The 18,233-nt window shown below is 73.0% G+C and carries 18 protein-coding genes and 1 pseudogene; 6 read left to right on the plus strand and 13 right to left on the minus strand.

The genetic code is table 11. From position 1 onward, the window contains the following. Positions 1–107: 107 nt before the first annotated feature. Positions 108–1,478: an erythromycin esterase family protein gene (locus tag ACRRSS_RS10465; protein ID WP_435970941.1), complete on the minus strand. Its 1,371-nt coding sequence runs from the start codon at positions 1,476–1,478 to the stop codon at positions 108–110. Between the two features lie 161 nt (positions 1,479–1,639). Next, entirely contained in the window at positions 1,640–2,890 is a 1,251-nt protein-coding gene (locus tag ACRRSS_RS10470; RefSeq protein WP_435970942.1) for an exo-beta-N-acetylmuramidase NamZ family protein, read from the minus strand. A gap of 228 nt (positions 2,891–3,118) precedes the next feature. Here ACRRSS_RS10470 and ACRRSS_RS10475 point away from each other — a divergent pair, with 228 nt between their 5' ends. Both ACRRSS_RS10475 and ACRRSS_RS10480 read left to right on the plus strand, forming a co-directional pair. Continuing rightward, positions 3,119–3,895: an SDR family oxidoreductase gene (locus ACRRSS_RS10475; RefSeq protein ID WP_435975297.1), complete on the plus strand. Its 777-nt coding sequence runs from the start codon at positions 3,119–3,121 to the stop codon at positions 3,893–3,895. 83 nt (positions 3,896–3,978) lie between these two features. Continuing rightward, a complete protein-coding gene (locus tag ACRRSS_RS10480; protein ID WP_435970943.1) occupies positions 3,979–4,572 on the plus strand; it encodes a TetR/AcrR family transcriptional regulator in 594 nt (197 codons plus the stop codon). Positions 4,573–4,579: 7 nt separating this feature from the next. Here the strand turns inward: ACRRSS_RS10480 and ACRRSS_RS10485 are convergent, their stop codons facing one another. Next, positions 4,580–5,830 carry an acyl-CoA dehydrogenase family protein gene (locus ACRRSS_RS10485; protein ID WP_435970944.1) on the minus strand — a complete coding sequence of 417 codons (1,251 nt, stop codon included), beginning with the start codon at positions 5,828–5,830 and terminating at the stop codon, positions 4,580–4,582. A gap of 6 nt (positions 5,831–5,836) precedes the next feature. Next, positions 5,837–6,859, minus strand: a complete 1,023-nt coding sequence (locus ACRRSS_RS10490) for a phosphotransferase (RefSeq protein ID WP_435970945.1) — start codon at positions 6,857–6,859, stop codon at positions 5,837–5,839. Between the two features lie 132 nt (positions 6,860–6,991). On the opposite strand from ACRRSS_RS10490, the gene ACRRSS_RS10495 reads away from it, so the two are divergent. Beyond that, entirely contained in the window at positions 6,992–8,344 is a 1,353-nt protein-coding gene (locus ACRRSS_RS10495) for an enolase C-terminal domain-like protein (protein WP_435970946.1), read from the plus strand. Positions 8,345–8,548: 204 nt separating this feature from the next. On the opposite strand, the gene ACRRSS_RS10500 is transcribed toward ACRRSS_RS10495, so the two are convergent. Both ACRRSS_RS10500 and ACRRSS_RS10505 read right to left on the minus strand, forming a co-directional pair. Next, positions 8,549–9,460, minus strand: a complete 912-nt coding sequence (locus ACRRSS_RS10500; protein WP_435970947.1) for an MBL fold metallo-hydrolase — start codon at positions 9,458–9,460, stop codon at positions 8,549–8,551. Between the two features lie 91 nt (positions 9,461–9,551). Further along, positions 9,552–9,848: a hypothetical protein gene (locus ACRRSS_RS10505; RefSeq protein ID WP_351899974.1), complete on the minus strand. Its 297-nt coding sequence runs from the start codon at positions 9,846–9,848 to the stop codon at positions 9,552–9,554. A 160-nt stretch (positions 9,849–10,008) separates the two neighbouring features. Between ACRRSS_RS10505 and ACRRSS_RS10510 the strand changes: the two genes are divergently transcribed. Beyond that, positions 10,009–10,938 (plus strand): NADP-dependent oxidoreductase, encoded by a 930-nt coding sequence (locus ACRRSS_RS10510; protein ID WP_435970948.1) that lies wholly within the window; start codon positions 10,009–10,011, stop codon positions 10,936–10,938. 118 nt (positions 10,939–11,056) lie between these two features. Here ACRRSS_RS10510 and ACRRSS_RS10515 read toward each other — a convergent pair whose 3' ends face one another. From ACRRSS_RS10515 to ACRRSS_RS10530, 4 genes and pseudogenes are all read right to left on the minus strand, one after another. Beyond that, positions 11,057–11,461 carry a DUF202 domain-containing protein gene (locus ACRRSS_RS10515; RefSeq protein ID WP_435970949.1) on the minus strand — a complete coding sequence of 135 codons (405 nt, stop codon included), beginning with the start codon at positions 11,459–11,461 and terminating at the stop codon, positions 11,057–11,059. Further along, a complete protein-coding gene (locus tag ACRRSS_RS10520) occupies positions 11,458–11,853 on the minus strand; it encodes a YidH family protein (RefSeq protein WP_351899969.1) in 396 nt (131 codons plus the stop codon). Before ACRRSS_RS10520 ends, ACRRSS_RS10515 begins: the two co-directional genes overlap by 4 nt. 258 nt (positions 11,854–12,111) lie before the next feature. Next, positions 12,112–12,618, minus strand: a complete 507-nt coding sequence (locus ACRRSS_RS10525) for an NUDIX domain-containing protein (RefSeq protein WP_435970950.1) — start codon at positions 12,616–12,618, stop codon at positions 12,112–12,114. Between the two features lie 125 nt (positions 12,619–12,743). Then, a pseudogene (locus tag ACRRSS_RS10530) lies at positions 12,744–12,887 on the minus strand (3-alpha-hydroxysteroid dehydrogenase); the annotation flags it as partial. Between the two features lie 112 nt (positions 12,888–12,999). On the opposite strand from ACRRSS_RS10530, the gene ACRRSS_RS10535 reads away from it, so the two are divergent. Then, positions 13,000–14,655 (plus strand): FAD-binding dehydrogenase, encoded by a 1,656-nt coding sequence (locus tag ACRRSS_RS10535; protein WP_435970951.1) that lies wholly within the window; start codon positions 13,000–13,002, stop codon positions 14,653–14,655. A gap of 163 nt (positions 14,656–14,818) precedes the next feature. Here ACRRSS_RS10535 and ACRRSS_RS10540 read toward each other — a convergent pair whose 3' ends face one another. The 3 genes from ACRRSS_RS10540 to ACRRSS_RS10550 are packed head-to-tail and all read right to left on the minus strand — an operon-like array spanning position 14,819 to position 17,277. Then, positions 14,819–15,253 carry an ASCH domain-containing protein gene (locus ACRRSS_RS10540; protein ID WP_435970952.1) on the minus strand — a complete coding sequence of 145 codons (435 nt, stop codon included), beginning with the start codon at positions 15,251–15,253 and terminating at the stop codon, positions 14,819–14,821. Positions 15,254–15,305: 52 nt separating this feature from the next. Next, on the minus strand, positions 15,306–16,703 hold the full coding sequence (locus tag ACRRSS_RS10545) for a gluconate:H+ symporter (protein ID WP_435970953.1): 1,398 nt from the start codon (positions 16,701–16,703) through the stop codon (positions 15,306–15,308). 46 nt (positions 16,704–16,749) lie between these two features. After that, complete coding sequence (locus ACRRSS_RS10550; protein WP_435970954.1) at positions 16,750–17,277, minus strand: gluconokinase; 528 nt, start codon at positions 17,275–17,277, stop codon at positions 16,750–16,752. Positions 17,278–17,424: 147 nt separating this feature from the next. Between ACRRSS_RS10550 and ACRRSS_RS10555 the strand changes: the two genes are divergently transcribed. Continuing rightward, positions 17,425–18,126 carry a FadR/GntR family transcriptional regulator gene (locus ACRRSS_RS10555; protein WP_435970955.1) on the plus strand — a complete coding sequence of 234 codons (702 nt, stop codon included), beginning with the start codon at positions 17,425–17,427 and terminating at the stop codon, positions 18,124–18,126. Positions 18,127–18,233 lie beyond the last annotated feature (107 nt).

Genomic DNA, 18,233 nt, shown 5'->3' on the forward strand with positions numbered 1-18,233 from the left:
TCCCTCCGCTTCGAGGGGGCCGCAGCGCCGAGTGCGCCCCGTGCGCGGGCGGCGGCTCCACCGCCAGCATGCCCGCGCACGGGCCCGTCCAGACGTGCGGCGGGCGGTCAGCGCAGCCGGGCCGCCGAGATCCGGGGGAAGTGGATCAGGAGGTCGTACGAGGAGGAGAGCCGGACGGGCACGGTGTCGCCCGGCCAGGGGTACGCGGTGCCGATGCTCCGGGTCGGCCGGGCCTCCCCGAGCCAGTCGCGCGCCACCGGAGTCGTACGCCGGAGGTCCAGGTAGAAGGGGGTGGACGAGACCCGGTCCAGCGTGTGGGCGCCGCTGTCGGGGCCGAGCGGTCCGACGGTGAAGGGCCGGAGCGGCTCGCCCGGGGCCTCGGTGTCGTGCGCGTTGAAGGAGCCCTGCCCGAAGGTGGCGCCCACGCTCACGTAGTCCCGGCCGAGCGTGTCCCGCAGGAACGCGCCCTGGAGGCGCGGGTACTGGTCCGGCCTCGGCGTCACGTACCCGACGTGGCCGTTGTGCGCGGAGAGCAGGATCCGGTCGCCGGTCTTCCGCTGCCACCACACGGTGTTCTCGGCCATGATCCGGTCGCGGTAGAGCATCGCCGCGGCGATCCCCTCCGGCGTCGCGATGTCATGGGCGAGCTCCGTGCCGACCTGGGCGATCGCGCGCGCGTGCTGCACGGCCCAGGCGTACGCCTCCCGCGCCCCGGGGCCCTTGCCGGGCCGCTGGCGCTCCAGGAGGGCCAGGGCCCGGTTCACGTCGCCGGACATCCGCTTCCGCTCGGCGAGCGGCCGGTTCATGTACCCCGTCATCCACTCCTCGACCCCGCCCGTGGGCCGCGAGCCCCGGTACAGCTCCTGGAAGCGGGGGAGGAGCGCGGGACGGGTCCGGGCCACGTACGAGGTCACGGCGTCGAAGACGTTCCCGCCCGCGTAGCCGAGGTCGTTGCCCATGAAGCGGACCTGGTGCTCGGGGTGGAGCCGGTTGTGCTGCCGCATCCAGCGGAAGAGGTCGAGGTACTCCTCGGTGTTCCAGAGGCGGTACGACTCCTGGAACTCGTCCCGCATGATCGCCCGGATGTCGCCGCGGCCGGTCCGCACCCACTCGTCGACGAGCAGCCCGGTGGACCAGGGGGCCTCCAGGGCGAAGGTGGTGAAGCCCTGCCGCTCCACGAGGTGTTCGAAGATCCGGTGCTTGGCCGTGAAGAACTCCGCCGAGCTGTGGGTGGCCTCGCCGATGCCGACGACCTTGGCCGAGCCGATCATCCGGTCGAGCGGGCGCAGGTCGGTCAGGGGCTGCGCGGTGCGGGCGAGTTCACGCGCGGGATCGGGAGCGGCCGGGGCCGTGGCGGCGCCGGCGGCGGGCGCCAGGGAGCCGAGACAGGCGGCGACCAGCAGCCCGACGAGCGGCAGCCGACGCCGTAACGGGGAACGGGAGGAGCGGGAGGAACGGGAGGGGCTGGAAAGGTTCATGGGACAAGCGTCGTCGGCGGGACACCCCCGAGGACATCCCGCCCGCACCCCTGTCGACCGGGGGACAACCCCACCGGCCCCGGCGCGGCGCCGCGAACCGGGCCGGCGGGACAACCCCACCGGCCCCGGCACCGCGAACCGGCCGGCGGGACACCCCCCCCTCACCGGTACAGCAGATACTCCCTCCGCACCGCCCGGAAGGCCGTCAGGTCCGCCTGCCAGGCACCCACGGTCTCGTCCACGTCCGCGCCCGCGTCGATCAGCGTCCGGACCCGCGTCGAGCCGGTCAGCTTGTCGATCCAGTCGTCCGGCCGCCAGGCGAAGCCGGACCACGCGCTCCGGGCGGTGATCAGGAGCCCGATCCCGGTCCGTACCGGGTCGAAGGACGCCCGGTCGTGGACGTGCAGCTGCACCCCGCCGACGGTCCTGCCCTGGAACTTGGAGAAGGTCGGCGCGAAGTACGCCTCGCGGAACCGGACCCCCGGCAGCCCGAGGGCGTTCGCCGCCTCCGCCCACCGCCGGTCGATCCCCTCGGCGCCGAGCAGTTCGAACGGGCGGGTGGTGCCCCGCCCCTCGGAGAGGTTCGTCCCCTCGAAGAGACAGGTGCCGGAGTAGACGAGCGCGGTCTCCGGCGTCGGCATGTTCGGGCTGGGCGGTACCCAGGGCAGCCCGGTGGAGTCGAAGAACTCCGCGCGCCGCCATCCCGTCATCCGTACGGTCTCCAGGGCGACCGGCGTCGTCAGGAACTCGCCGTTGAAGAGCCGGGCCAGTTCGGCCACGGTCATGCCGTGCGCCTGCGCGATCGGCTCCCGCCCGACGAAGGTGGCGAAGGCCCGGTCGAGGACGGGGCCGAGCGCCGCCCGCCCGGTGACCGGGTTCGGCCGGTCCAGGACGACGAGCCGCTTCCCGGCGAGGGCGGCGGCCACCATGCAGTCGTACAGGGTCCAGATGTAGGTGTAGAAGCGGGCTCCGACGTCCTGGATGTCGAAGACGACCGTGTCCACCCCGGAGGCGGTGAAGACGTCCGCGAGCGGCTGTCCGCTCTTCAGGTACGTGTCGTAGACGGGCAGTCCGGTCGCCGGGTCGTCGTACCGCCCCTCCGAGCCGCCCGCCTGCGCCGTGCCGCGGAAGCCGTGCTCGGGTCCGAAGACGGCGGCCAGGTCGACGCGTTCGTCGGCGTGCATCACGTCCACGATGTGCCGTGCGTCCCGGGTGATGCCGGTGGGGTTGGTGACGACGCCGACCCGTTCGCCGGCGAGGAGGGCGTACCCGTCGTCCGCGAGCCGCTCGAAGCCGGTCCGCAGCCGCCCGCGCGCGGGGGGTCCCTCCGCCGCCGAGGCGGTGGGCGCGGTGGCCGCCACCGTCCCGAGGGCGCCCCCGGCGGCCAGCAGACTCCGTCGCGACAGGCTCATGCGGAAACCTCCTCGATCGCCGTCCCCGGCCGGGGCGCGTGACATGGGCACGCACGCTAGCGCTCCTGCCGCCGCTGGGGAACGAGGCGTGCGGGGCGGGCCCGGTACGACCCTTCCCCGATCCCTTCCCTCCCTACATACCGACCGGTTAGTCTGCCGACCGGAAGGTCATTCCGTACGGCACGGGGAGAGGTGGATCACGCCATGAGCGCGGGTACGGGTACGGGCATGGGTACGGGCGCGAGCGGCGTCCAGGGCGCCGGAGTCGTCGTCACGGGAGCGGGCGGTGGCATCGGCGCCGCCCTCGCCCGCCGGTTCGCCGCCGAAGGGGCCCGGGTCGTCGTCAACGACCTCGACCCCGACCGCACCAAGGCCGTCGCGGAGGAGATCGGCGCCCTCGCCGTCCCGGGCGACGCCTCCGCCGTCGTCGACGAGGCCCGCGAGGCCCTCGGCGGCACCGTCGACATCTGGTGCGCCAACGCCGGACTCTCCTCGCCCGGCGACGCCTTCGCCGACGAGGACGTCTGGGCCGCCGCCTGGGACGTCAACGTCATGGCCCACGTCCGCGCGGCCCGCGCCCTCCTCCCAGAATGGCTGGAACGGGGCAGTGGCCGGTTCGTCTCCACCGTCTCCGCCGCGGGCCTGCTCACCATGATCGGCGCGGCGCCGTACAGCGTCTCGAAGCACGGCGCCTACGCCTTCGCCGAGTGGCTCTCCCTCACCTACCGGCACCGCGGCCTCGCCGTCCACGCCATCTGCCCGCAGGGTGTCCGTACGGACATGCTCACCGCCGCCGGAACGGCCGGCGAGCTGGTCCTCGCCCCCACCGCCATCGAGCCCGAGGACGTCGCCGACGCCCTCCTCGACGCGATCGAGGCCGACCGCTTCCTCGTCCTGCCGCACCCCGAGGTGGCCGGTTACTACCGCAACCGGGCCACCGACCCGGAGCGCTGGCTCACCACCATGAACCACGTCCAGCGGACCTGGGAGACGGGCGCCCGTTAGCCGGCGCCCCGGCGGATGGGAAGATCTACCGGCGGGAACACGTTCCCCTGACCGAAAACGATCACCAAGGAAGGCGGCGGAGCATGGCCAGGACGACGGACGGGAGCGGCACACCCGTCCCCCAGAGGCTCCTCGCCGCCGCCACCCGGCTCTTCGCGGAGCAGGGGTACGACCGCACCTCCGTGCAGGAGATCGTCGAGGCCGCCGGTGTCACCAAGGGTGCCCTCTACCACTACTTCGGCTCCAAGGAGGACCTCCTCCAGGAGGTCTACGCCCGCGTCCTGCGCCTCCAGCAGGAGCGTCTCGACGCCTACGCGGACGCCGACGAGCCCATCGAGGTCCGGCTGCGCGCCGCCGCCGCCGACGTGGTCGTCACCACCATCGAGAACCTCGACGACGCCGCCATCTTCTTCCGCTCCATGCACCACCTGAGCCCGGAGAAGAACAAGCAGGTCAGGGCCGAGCGGCGCCGCTACCACGAGCGGTTCCGGGCCCTGGTCGAGGAAGGCCAGCAGGCCGGGGTCTTCTCGTCCGCGACCCCGGCGGACCTGGTGGTGGACTACCACTTCGGCTCCGTCCACCACCTGTCCACCTGGTACCGCCCGGACGGCCCGCTGACGCCGCAGCAGGTCGCCGACCAGCTCGCCGACCTGCTGCTGCGCGCGCTCCGTCCCTGAGCCGCGGCTACAGGTACTTCTTCAGCTCCCGGTGGGCCAGCGACCGCTGGTGCACCTCGTCCGGCCCGTCCGCGAGCTTCAGCGTCCGCGCCGCCGCCCACAGCTCGGCCAGCGGGAAGTCCTGCGAGACCCCGCCCGCCCCGTGCGCCTGCACGGCCCGGTCGATGATGTCGACCACCGCGCGCGGGGTCGCGATCTTGATGGCCTGGATCTCGGTGTGGGCGCCGCGGTTGCCGACGGTGTCCATGAGCCAGGCCGTCTTGAGGACGAGGAGCCGGAGCTGCTCGATCGTCACGCGGGCGTCCGCGATCCAGTTCTGGACGACGCCCTGCTGGGCGAGCGTCTTGCCGAAGGCGGTACGGGAGACCGCGCGTCGGCACATCAGCTCCACGGCCCGCTCGGCCATGCCGATGAGCCGCATGCAGTGGTGGATGCGGCCGGGGCCGAGCCGGGCCTGGGCGATGGCGAAGCCGCCGCCCTCCTCGCCGACGAGGTTCGAGGCGGGGACGCGGACGTCGTGGAACACGACCTCGGCGTGACCGCCGTGGGAGTGGTCCTCGTAGCCGTACACCCGCATCGCCCGGCGGACCTCCACGCCGGGGGTGTCGCGCGGCACGAGGATCATCGACTGCTGGCGGCGGAGGTCCGCGCCGTCGGGGTCGGTCTTGCCCATCACGATGAAGACCTTGCAGTCGGGGTTCATCGCCCCGGAGATGTACCACTTGCGGCCGGTGACGATATACGCTCCCCCACTCTCGGCTCCGCTCGAGCGGGAGGTGCCCCCATCGTCCCGCCGGATCCGGGTCTCGATGTTCGTCGCGTCCGAGGAGGCGACCTCGGGCTCGGTCATCGCGAAGGCCGAGCGGATCTCGCCGGCGAGCAGCGGCTCCAGCCACTGCTTCTTCTGCGCCTCGTCGCCGAACTGGGCGAGCAGCTCCATGTTCCCGGTGTCCGGGGCGGCGCAGTTGAGGGCGGTGGGGGCCAGGTGGGGGCTGCGGCCGGTGATCTCGGCGAGCGGCGCGTACTGGAGGTTGGTCAGCCCGGCACCGTACTCGGCGTCGGGCAGGAAGAGGTTCCACAGGCCCTGCCGCTTGGCCTCGGCCTTGAGCTCCTCGACGATCCGCGGGGTGTCCCACGGTGAGGGGAGCAGGGCCCGCTGTTCCTCGGCGGTGGCCTCGGCCGGGTACACGTGCTCGTCCATGAAGGCGAGGAGTCTCGCCCGCAGTTCCTCGGTGCGGGCGTCGTACGCGAAGTCCATGGCGGATCAGCCTTCCTGGAGGGTGGTGAGGCCGTGCTCGATGAAGACGGGGACGAGTTCGCCGATGCGGTCGAAGCCGGCGCCGACGGTCTGGCCGAGGGTGTAGCGGTAGTGGATGCCCTCCAGGATCACGGCGAGCTTGAACCAGGCGAAGGCCGTGTACCAGGCGAGGGCGGAGGTGTCGCGGCCCGAGCGGGCGGCGTAGCGCTCGACCAGTTCGGCGGCGCTCGGGTGCCCGGGGGCCGTGGCGGTCGTGGAGATGGGGGAGTCCGGCAGGTGGAGCGGCGTGCTGTACATGACGAGCAGGCCGAGGTCGGTGAGCGGGTCGCCGAGGGTGGACATCTCCCAGTCGAGGACGGCCCGGATGCGGTCGTGCCCGTCGATGAGGACGTTGTCGAGCCGGTAGTCGCCGTGGATCACGGTGGGCGGCGGCGAGACGGGCAGCGCGCGGCCGAGGGCGGCGTGCAGCTCGTCGATCCCCGCCAGGTCGCGGCCGCGCGAGGCGTCGAGCTGCTTGCCCCAGCGGCGCAACTGCCGGTCGAGGAAGCCCTCGGGGCGCCCGAAGTCGCCGAGCCCGACGGAGTCGGGGTCCACGGCGTGCAGGTCGACGAGGGTGTCGACCAGGCCGAGGACGGCGGCGCGGGTGCGCTCGGGGCCGAGCGGGGTGAGTTCGTCCGCCGAGCGGTACGGCGTGCCGTCGACGAACTCCATGACGTAGAAGGGCGCCCCGAGCACGGAGTCGTCCTCGCAGAGCAGCAGGGTCTCCGGGACGGGCACGTCCGTGGTGTGCAGGGCGCTGATGACGCGGTGCTCGCGCCGCATGTCGTGGGCGGTGGCGAGGACGTGGCCGAGCGGCGGCCTGCGGACCACCCAGCGGCCGGTGCCGTCGGTCACGACGTACGTCAGGTTCGACCGGCCGCCTTCGATCAGCCGGGCTTCGAGGGGGCCGGACACCAGCCCTGGCCGCTCGCGGTCGAGGAAGCGGCGCAGCTGCTCGGGGTCGAGACCTGGCGGCGGGGCGGAACTCATACGTGCGTACCTCCGGATCGGCTTCGGTCGGCGTTCATGATGACCGACCAGTCGGTATGTCGTCCAGAGGGGTGCCGGGAAAGCGCTGCGGATGCTCTGGTCTCCGGTCTGGTCTCTGAATAGAGTTCACATATGGATGCGAAGCTGATCGTCGAGGAAGTCCGGCTGACCCCGATCCTCATCTCCGACCCGCCTCTCCTCAACGTCCAGGGGGTCCATCAGCCGTACACACCCCGACTCGTGGTCGAGGTGGTCACCAGGGGAGGAGTGAGCGGCCTCGGGGAGACGTACGGCGACGGCGTGTACCTGGACCTCGCGCGCCCGCTGGCGGAAGCGCTCCGGGGCCGATCGGTCACGGATGTGAACAGTCTCTTCGCGCTCGCGGAGAGCGCAGACGCGACCGCAGACGCGACCGCAGGCGCGGGCGGCGCCGCGGGCGACGGCGCGGAGACCGGACCGGGCAAGACCTCCGGCGTCGACGCCGGAGGCCTGCGCGGTGTCCGGACCGCCGACAAGCTGCGCCTCTCCGTCGTCTCCGCCTTCGAGACCGCCTGTCTCGACGCCCTGGGCAGGACCCTCGGCCTGCCCGTCCACGCCCTGCTCGGCGGCAAGGTCCGTGACACCGTCGAGTACAGCGCCTACCTCTTCCACCGCTGGGCCGCCCACCCCGGCGCGGACGCCTCGCGCCCGCCGGCGGACGACTGGGGCGCGGCCCTCGACCCCGCCGGCATCGTCGCCCAGGCCCGCCGCTTCGACCGGGAGTACGGCTTCCGGTCCTTCAAGCTCAAGGGCGGGGTGTTCGCGCCCGAACGGGAGATCGCCGCGATCCGCGCGCTCGCCGAGGCGTTTCCCGGCCGCCCGCTCCGTCTCGACCCCAACGGCGCCTGGTCCGTGCGGACCTCCCTCGCCGTCGCGCGCGAACTGAAGGACGTGCTGGAGTACCTGGAGGACCCGGCGAGCGGCACCGACGCCATGGCCGAGATCGCCGCCGGCACCGACGTGCCGCTCGCGACCAACATGTGCGTGACCACGTTCGAGGAGGTCCCGGAGGCCTTCGCGAAGGGAGCGGTACGGATCGTCCTCTGCGACCACCACTACTGGGGCGGTCTCGGACGCACCCGCGAACTGGCAGCCCTCTGCCGGACGTACGGCGTCGGGCTCTCCATGCACTCCAACACCCACCTGGGCATCAGCCTCGCCGCCATGACCCAGGTCGCCGCCACCCTGCCCGAGCTCCACCACGCCTGCGACACCCACTACCCGTGGCAGACGGAGGACGTCGTCACCACCCGCCCCGTCTTCCGGGACGGCCGGCTCACGGTCTCCGACGCGCCCGGCCTGGGCGTCGAGCTCGACCGGGCCGTCCTCGCCGCCCTGCACCGCCGCTGGCTCGACGACGACGGCACCCTGCGGGACCGCGACGACGCGGCGGCGATGCGCGTCGTCGACCCGGAGTGGCGGACGCCGGAGGTCCCCCGCTGGTGACCTTTGAGCCCGGCGACCGCCCGTGCTGAGGCGCACATCCGCGCCGGGGCACAGGGCGGCGCCGACGGGCGCGGTCGGCCGGAGGCGCACGCCCGCACGGAGGCGCACGCCCGCACGGAGGCGCACGCCCGCACGGAGGCGCACGCCCGCACGGAGGCGTGCCCACGCGCCGAGCCACGCCGCCGAGCCGCACGCGCGCGTGGCTCAGGCGTGGCAGGCCACCGGCACCCCGCCGTTCATCGCCGCCATGTCGCCGAAGACCGCCACCGGGTCGAGCGGCGACCCCTCGGCCAGGCCCTCCAGCTCGGCGTACGCCCGGTGCAGGTTCGCCACCAGGCGCTCGCTCTCCCGCCACGCGGCGAACTCCCCGAGCTCCGCCCGCCGCGCCGTCTCCAGCGGCGTCGCCCCCCGCGCGTACCCCTCGGTGGCCAGCTCCCGCACCCACAGCAGATACCGCTCCGTCGCGTCGTACGCCGACGGGTCGGTCACCCGGCCGTGTCCCGGCACCACCGTCGGCGCGTCGAGGGAGCGCAGCAGGTCGAGCGCGCGCAGGGAACCGGCGAGCGAACCCATCGGCAGGAAGGGGGTCCCGCCGTGGAAGACCAGGTCGCCGGTGAAGACGACACCCTGCTCGGGCAGGTGCACGATCGAGTCGCCCGTGGTGTGCGCGGGCCCAGGGTGGATCACCCGTACCTCGATGCCGCCGACGTACAGCGTCAGCCGCTCGCGGTACGTGACGGACGGCGGCAGGATGTCGACCTTCCCGAAGTCGGTCTGCGGCCACAGGAGATGGAGCTGGTGCCCGGCCGCGAGCTGCTCGCTCCGGCAGTTCTCGTGCCCGACGATCCGGGCCTCCGGCAGGAACACCCCGTTGCCGTAGGTGTGGTCGCCGTGGTGGTGGGTCGAGACGATGGTCCCCGGGAGCGGGAGGCCCTCGCCGAGGAGCGCCTCCCGCAGCCGTCGCGCCCGGCGCTCGGTCGCCGCGGTGTCGACGAGCAGCGACTCGCGGGCGTCGCCGAGGAAACCGGCGTTGTTCAGGCACCAGCCTCCGTCGGGCTGGACGAAGGCGTGGACGTTCGGTGCGAGCGCGACCACATAGGGATCGGTGGCAGACAAAGGGATTCCCCCGGATGAGAGCCCGACTGGACAGGGGAAGAGTGCCAGTCGGCCCTGACCCGGGGGAAGTCGGAGCGGATCCGGGACCGGATCAGTGGTCGTCCCAGTGCCCGTCGTGCGCCGCGTGCCGGTGTCCGTCGTGCACGTAGTCGACGTGGTCCCCGTGGGCCACCGTGAGGTGGCCGCAGTCGGGCCCGTGCGCGTGCTCGTGGGCCTCGTGGGAGACGTGACCGGCCTGCTCGCACTCGTCCCAGTGGCCGGAGTGCTCGCGGTGCAGATGCCCGTCGTGCGCGTAGTCGACGTGGTCCCCGTGGGGCACCGCCTCGTGGCCGCAGTCGGGGCCGTGGGCGTGGGTGTGCGCGGGGTGCTCGTGGTGGAGAACGGTCATCACATGGCCTCTGTGAGGGGGCGGACGGACCGTTCCAGGCTAGTCCGGTACGCCCCTCTCGTCCCGCTTCGGACGTTCTGTCCCTCCCGTGTCCTTCCATCGCGCCCGTCTCCCCGACCCCGAGTTGCGGACGCCCCGGCCCGCGCCGAGGGTCGGGGGTATGAAGGCGATCAGCTACAGCCGGTACGGCGGCCCCGAGGTCCTGGAGTACGGCGAGCTGCCCGACCCCAAGATCGGACCCGACGCGGTTTTGGTCAGGGTGCGGGCGGCGGCCGTCAACCCGGTCGACTGGAAGTGCCAGGCCGGGTACCTCGACGGAATGATGGACGCGGTCTTCCCCGTCGTCCCCGGCTGGGACGTCTCCGGCGTCGTGGTCCGGCCCGGCGTCTCCGTCACCGAGTTCGCCGAGGGCGACGAGGTCATGGGCTACGTCCGCGAGGACTTCCTCTCGCGGGGCACCTTCGCGGAGTACGTCGCCGCCCCCGTCCGTACCCTCGCCCGCAAGCCGCGCACGCTCGGCTTCGAGGAGTCCGCCGCGCTGCCGCTCGTCGGTCTCACCGCCTACCAGGTGCTCCACCAGGCCCTCACCGTCGGCCCGGGTGACACCGTGCTGGTGCACGCGGCGGCCGGCGGGGTCGGCTCGATGGCGGTGCAGATCGCCCGCCACCTCGGCTGCCGGGTCATCGGCGCGGCCCGGGACGCGGGTCTCGAACGGGTCGCCGAGCTCGGCGCCGAGCCGGTCCGCTACGACGAGACGACCTTCGCCGACCGGGTCCGCGCCCTCGCCCCGCAGGGCGTGGACGCCGTCCTCGACACCATCGGAGGACCGTTCCTGCGGATCTCCGCCGGCCTCCTCGCCCCGGGCGGCCGGCTCGCCTCGATCGCCGACGGGGAGGTCGTCGCCCTCGGCGGCCGCTACTTCTGGGTCCGCCCGGACCCGGTGGACCTCGCGGCCCTCGCCGACCTGGTCGACGAAGGCGTCCTGACCGTACGGGTGGCCAGGACGTTCCCGCTGGAACGGGCGGCGGACGCGCAGCGCGCGAACGCCGCGGGCGGCCTCAACGGCAAGGTGGTCGTCACCGTCCCCTGACGGTGGTCACGTCCCCGGACGCCGGCCCCCCGGACGGTCGTCAGGTCCTCCGGCGCCGTGCGCCCGTCCCCGGACGCCGTCACCGCCCCGGACGGTCGTCACGTCGCCGGACGAGGGCTCACCAGATCATCGCCGCGCCGAAGACGGCGAGCGCGATCGTGCACCCGGCCGCGAGCAGCCCGCCCCGGTGCGAGAGGGGCCGGGGCCTGGCCGCTGCCAGGGTCCGGATCCGGCGGTGGGCGACGGCCAGGAAACCGATCCACACCAGCGCCGAGAGCGCGAGGCCGGTGAGGCCCACGGGCGTGAGCTCGTCGTGGACGGCCAGCTTCACGGCGAGCACCGCGACGATCGTGCACGACAGGGTCGTACGCCGCCACGCGAGCCGCGTCCGCTCCGGCTGAAGCCCGGGGTCGCGGGCCTCGGCGGAGGCGGCGGGGTCCGGGCCCTCCTCGGCGGCGGGACCGGGGGCGGGGGTCCCCTCCGTCCCGGGGTCGGGATCCCCGCCCCCGCCCGCCGGGCTCACCGCCCGGCCCAGCCGAAGACGACGACCACCACCATCGCGAGCGCCACCGCGGCCACCGCGAAGCTGAGCACCGCGGGGAACCGGGAGACCGGCAGGTCCTCACCGCGCCGCATCGCCCGCTCGCAGCGCACCCAGTGGTTCACCGCCCGCAGCGCGCACAGCACCCCGGCCGCGAGCAGGGCGAGCGCGAGCCCGACCCGTACGCCCCACCGCAGATCCGGCAGGAACTGGTCGACGGCGAAACCGCCGCCGACGAGTGCGAGCGCGGTCCGGATCCAGGCGAGGAAGGTCCGCTCGTTGGCGAGGGAGAAACGGTAGTCGGGAGTCTCTCCCTCGTCCCGGATCCGCTGCGGTGCGAACCACAGCCGCAGACTCTGCACGAAATCGCTCACACGTGCACCCTAGCGGCCAGATGTTCGCCCCGCCCGGCCCTGCCACCCCGCCCCCCGCCCGGCCCCGCCGCCCCGACCCGCCTCCCCGACCCCGCCCGGCCCCCGGCCGGCGCACCCCGGCCCCCGGCCGGCGCACCCCGGCCAGGTCCCGGCCCGGTCCCGCCCGGTCCCGGCCAGTCCCACCGGGCCCCGCCCGCGCCCTCGCCAGGGGTGTCGTGTCGATCAGGCCGGGCTCGCGGCGTGATCGACAAGGCACCCCTAGCGCATCCGCAGCCGCTCGTGCGCGGCGAGCCCGTCCGGCACCCACTCCCAGTCGTCCAGTCGCCGGTCCAGCTCCTCCTCCGTCAGGAAGGAGTGCCAGGCGACCTCCTCCGCCTGCGGGTGGACGGGCAGGTCGCAGCGCACCTCGTACACGGCCGACCACCACTTCCCGGCCACGCCCTCGGAGTCGTACAGGAAACGCAGGACCGGCTCGGGGCGGGGGAGCCCGGAGACCCCCAGCTCCTCCTCGGCCTCGCGCAGCGCGGCCTCGTCGTAGGACTCGCCCGCGCCGACGACCCCGCCGACGAACATGTCGTACAGCCCCGGGAAGACCAGCTTGGTCGGGGTCCTGCGGTGGACGAAGACCCGCCCCGAGGCGTCCCGGACCCTGACGAAGACGCAGCGATGGATCAGGCCCCGCGCGTACACCTCACCGCGTGGGGCCCGGCCGACCACCCGGTCGTGCTCGTCGACGACATCGAGAATCTCTTCAGCGGCGCTCATGCCGCCATCCAAGCAAACCCGCCGGGGACGCCGCCCGCCCTCGGCGGGGCGGCCACCCCGACCGGCGCCGGTGCGCCCGTCACCGCCCCATGGGGTGGACGGAGTCGAGGCGGATCCCCCCCCGTGCCGAGAGCTTCGGCGGTCGCCCCGCCCTCCTCGTCCAGGACGTCGGGGGGCACGACGTTCGCGTCGGCCGCGACCGCCGGCCGGGCGGCCTCGGCGCCCAGGCCGCGGGCGCCGCCGGTGATGAGGACGGTCCTGCCGGTCACCGGTCAACGCCTGGCATGAGAAAACGGGAGCGGGTGCCCGGGGGAGGGCGATCCCAAGGCCGGAACGGCGAAACGGTTGACTCGATACATCCGTGTATCCAAGATGCGGTCCATGCCCTACGACGCTGATGTGATCGTGATCGGGGCCGGCCTCGCCGGCCTCGTCGCCACCGCCGAGCTGGTCGACGCCGGCCGCACCGTGATCCTCCTCGACCAGGAACCCGAACAGTCGATCGGCGGCCAGGCCCACTGGTCCTTCGGCGGCCTCTTCCTCGTCGACTCGCCCGAACAGCGAAGGATGCGGGTGAGGGACAGCCACGCCCTCGCCCTCCAGGACTGGTACGGCACCGCGGGCTTCGACCGGACCGAGGACCACTGGCCGCGGAAATGGGCCGAGGCGTACGTCGACTTCGCCGCCGGCGAGAAGCGCTCCTGGCTCCACGCGCGCGGGGTCCGCTTCTTCCCCGTCGTCGGCTGGGCCGAGCGCGGCGGCTACGACGCCAACGGACACGGCAACTCCGTCCCCCGCTTCCACATCACCTGGGGTACCGGCCCCGGCCTCGTCGCCCCCTTCGAGCAGCGGGTCCGTGAGGGCGTCGCCCGTGGCCTCGTCCAACTGCGCTTCCGCCACCGCGTCACCGCCCTCGGCCGTACCGCCGGAGCCGTCGACACCGTCACCGGCGAGATCCTGGAACCCTCCGCCGCCGCTCGCGGCACCGCCAGCACCCGCACCCCCGCCGGCACCTTCGAACTGCGCGCCCAGGCCGTGATCGTCACCTCCGGCGGCATCGGCGGCAACCACGACCTCGTCCGCGCCCAGTGGCCCGAGCGCCTGGGCACCCCGCCCGCCCGCATGCTCTCCGGAGTGCCCGCCCACGTCGACGGCCTGATGCTCGGCGTCGCCGAGAAGGCCGGAGCCCATCACATCAACCGCGACCGGATGTGGCACTACACCGAGGGCATCGAGAACTGGAACCCCATCTGGGCCCGGCACGGCATCCGCATCCTTCCGGGCCCGTCCTCCCTCTGGCTGGACGCGACCGGCAAGCGGCTGCCCGTGCCGCTCTTCCCCGGATTCGACACCCTCGGCACCCTCGAACACATCATGCGGACCGGCCACGACCACACCTGGTTCGTCCTCGACAAGAAGATCATCGGCAAGGAGTTCGCCCTCTCGGGCTCCGAGCAGAACCCCGACCTCACCGGCAAGTCGATCCGCGGCGTCATCGGCCGCGCCCGCGCCGACGTCCCCGGCCCGGTCCAGGCGTTCATGGACAAGGGCGTCGACTTCGTCGTCGAGGACGACCTCTCGGCCCTCGTCCGCGGCATGAACCGGATCACCGGCGAGGACCTGATCGACGAGACCGCGCTCCGCCGCGAGATCACCGCCCGCGACCGCGAGATCGCCAACCCCTTCACCAAGGACCTCCAGGTCACGGCGATCCACGGAGCCCGCCGCTACCTGGGCGACAAGCTGATCCGTACGGCGACCCCGCACCGCGTCCTCGACCCCAAGGCGGGCCCGCTCATCGCCGTCCGCCTCAACATCCTCACCCGCAAGTCCCTCGGCGGCCTGGAGACCGACCTCGACTCCCGCGTCCTCACGGAGGGCGGCGAGCCCCTCGCGGGCCTGTACGCGGCGGGCGAGGCGGCCGGCTTCGGCGGCGGCGGCGTCCACGGCTACCGCTCCCTCGAAGGCACCTTCCTCGGCGGCTGCGTCTTCTCGGGAAGGGCGGCGGGCCGGGCGGCGGCGAAGGCGGTGAGCTGACGCACGGCCGGCCGGCGGGGCGAGCCAGGGCATCCCGCTCCTCCGCCGGCCGGCCGACGGGGCGAGCCCGGGCATCCCGCTCCTCCGCCGACCACCATGACCCGTCGATCCGCGACCTCGTGCACCGCCTCCTCAGGAACCGGCTCCGGGCGGTCCCGGGCCCTCAGCCGTCGAGCTGAAGCACCTCCACCACCTTGAACCACTCCACGACCAGCACCGTCTCCTCGTCCACCACGAACTCCGGGTCCCCCAGCGCCTCCCGCATCTCCTCGCTGTGCCAGAAGCCCTCGTGGCCCGCGCGCCACTCCGCGACCGACCGGTACCCCTCGCCCTCGCCGAGCGCGAGGCGGAGGTCCGCGTCGCGCAGGGGCAGGACACGGACCTCGGTGATCTCCACGACCGCCACCTCGCGGCCGTCCGAGTCGATGACGGCCGAGCGTTCGCCGACCTCCGGCAGGTCCTCGCTCTCGATCTCGTACTCCACGAGGAGCCCCGTCGTGGCGGTCTTCTCGCCGGCGAGCACCGCCGCCACGAGCCGGTCCCGCAGCGGGCCGGGGAAGGCGAGGAGGAAGGTCTTGAGCGCGTGAGGGCCGGTCATGGCCGACAGTCTGTCAGCCATGACCGGCCCTCACCTCCGCGGTTCCGCCGGGCTACAGCACCAGCGACAGCAGCAGCACGAACACGATGCCCACGACCGAGATGATCGTCTCCATCACCGACCAGGTCTTGATCGTCTGGCCGACGGTCATCCCGAAGTACTCCTTCACCAGCCAGAACCCGGCGTCGTTGACGTGGCTGAAGAAGAGCGAGCCCGCGCCGATCGCCAGGACGAGGAGCGCCGTCTCACCGGTCGACATGCCCTCCGCGAGCGGGGCCACGAGCCCCGCCGCCGAGATCGTCGCCACGGTCGCCGAGCCCGTCGCGAGACGGATCGCGACCGCGATCAGCCAGGCGAGCAGCAGGGCCGGGATGGACCAGTTCTCGGAGAGGTCCAGGATCATCTGGCCGACGCCGATGTCGATCAGGGTCTGCTTGAAGCCGCCGCCCGCGCCGACGATGAGGAGCACGCCCGCGATGGGGGCGAGGGACTTCTCGACGGTGGTGGAGAGCCGCTCCTTGGTGAAGCCGGCCGCGCGGCCCAGGGTGAAGAGCGCCACTATGACGGCGGCGAGCAGCGCGATCAGCGGGGAGCCGATGACGTCGGTGACCTTCTGGACACCGTTCTCGGGGTCGTCGACGACGATGTCGACGAGCGCCTTCACCAGCATCAGGACGACCGGCAGCATGACGGTCGCGACGGTGACGCCGAAGCCGGGGCGCTTCTCCAGGTCCTCGGAGGGCCGGGCCGGGATCATGTTCTCGGGGGCCGGGATGTCGACCCAGCGGGCGGCGTACCGGGAGAAGACCGGACCGGCGATGATCACGGTCGGGACGGCCACGACGAGACCGAGGGCGAGGGTGACGCCCAGGTTGGCGCCGACCGCGTCGATCGCGACGAGCGGGCCGGGGTGCGGCGGGATGAGCCCGTGCATCACCGAGAGGCCGGCGAGGGCGGGGATGCCGATCCGCATCAGGGAGTAGTTGCCGCGCTTGGCGACCATGAGGACGACCGGGATCAGCAGCACGATGCCGACCTCGAAGAAGAGCGGCAGGCCGATCACCGAGGCGATGAGCACCATGGCCCAGGGCATGGCCCGGCCACTGGCCCTGGCCAGGATCGTGTCGACGATCTGGTCGGCGCCGCCCGAGTCGGCGAGCAGTTTGCCGAGGATCGCGCCCAGGGCGATCAGGACGCCCACACCGGCGACGGTGGCGCCGAGGCCGGTGGTGAACGACTTGATGGTGTCCGCGAGCGGGGCCCCGGCGAACGCGCCGAGCGCGAGCGAGCCGATGGTGAGCGCCAGGAACGCGTGCAGCTTGAACCTGGTGATGAGCACGACGATGACGGCGATGCCGGCGAGTACGGCGATGCCGAGCTGGGCGTTGCCTGCCGAGGTGATCGGTTCGGCGGCGTCCGCTGCCAGGATCTCGACGCTGAGACTGGGCACGGTGGTGTCCTTCGTACGAGCGGGGGAACGGGGACGGGACGAGAGGTCAGAGGGCGGCGCCGCGCAGGGCGGCGACGGCCCGGGCGGCGATCTCCTCGGGGGTGCCGGAGACGTCGACGGCGACGCCGGCCTCGTCCTCCTGCAGCGGCTGCAGGGTGGCGAACTGGGAGTCGAGGAGCGCCGTCGGCATGAAGTGGCCCTGGCGGGCGCCCATGCGCCGCTCGATCAGCTCCCGGTCACCGGTCAGGTGGAGGAAGACCACCCCCGGGGCGGCGGCGCGCAGCCGGTCCCGGTAGCTCCGCTTCAGGGCGGAGCTGCTCACCACGCCGCCGAGTCCGGCCCGGTCGTGCGCCCACGCCCCGATGGCGTCGAGCCAGGGTTCCCGGTCGCTGTCGTCGAGGGGGACGCCGGCCGACATCTTGGCCACGTTCGCCGCCGGGTGGAAGTCGTCGCCCTCCGCGTAGGGGAGGGCCAGTGCCTCGGCGACCAGGGGGCCGATCGTGGTCTTGCCGGTCCCGGCGACGCCCATCACGACGACGACTGCCCCGGTCCCGGGCTGGGGGGTGGTGCTCATGGGTGGTGCCTCGCTGTCTTCTTCGACATCGATCCGTCGCAGACATGAAACCCATTGGGTACGACGTATTCAAGAGGCTGTGACATAAAAGTAGTACTTTTAATTCCCGAGGTGATCACCCGCGCGAGCACGCATAGGCTTGCCACCATGACGACACCGGCCCAGGGGCTCCATTCGCACGTGCTGGCCACCCTGGGTCTCGCGATCACCGCGGGGGAGTACCCGCCCGGCACGGTGCTGCGCACCGACGAGCTCGCCCAGCGCTTCGACGTCTCCCGGACCGTGGTCCGCGAGGTCGTCCGGGTCCTGGAGTCCATGCACCTCGTCGAGTCCCGCCGCCGCGTCGGCGTCACCGTGCTCCCCACCGCGAGCTGGAACGTGTACGACCCCCAGGTCATCCGCTGGCGCCTCGCCGGCGCCGACCGCCCCCGGCAGCTCCGCTCGCTCACCGTGCTCCGCTCGGCCGTCGAGCCCGTCGCCGCCGGCCTGGCCGCCGTCAACGCCACCCCCGACCAGTGCCGGGAGCTCACCGAACAGGCCCTCGGCATGGTCGCCACCTCGCGCGGCCGGCGCCTGGAGGAGTACCTCGTCCACGACATCGCCTTCCACCGGGTCGTGCTCAACGCCTCCGGGAACGAGATGTTCGCCCGCCTCGGCGACGTCGTCGCCGAGGTCCTCACCGGCCGCACCCACCACCACGTGATGTTCGAGGACCCCGACCCGGCCGCCGTCACCCTCCATGTCCAGGTCGCCGAGGCAGTACGGGAACGGGACGCGGCCCGCGCCGAGGAGCTCACCCGCCAGATCGCCGTCGGCGCCCTCCAGGAACTGGACGTCCTCGCTCCGTAGGTCCGGACGCAAGCTCTGAACTAGCTCAAATATGGGCGTTCAGTGACATGCGCCACAGTCAGTTACCGCTCCTTGCCGTGAGGATGTGCGCTGGTCGTGCCGGGGAA

It is taken from the genome of Streptomyces sp. Qhu_M48, assembly GCF_051305195.1.
Lineage (GTDB): Bacteria > Actinomycetota > Actinomycetes > Streptomycetales > Streptomycetaceae > Streptomyces.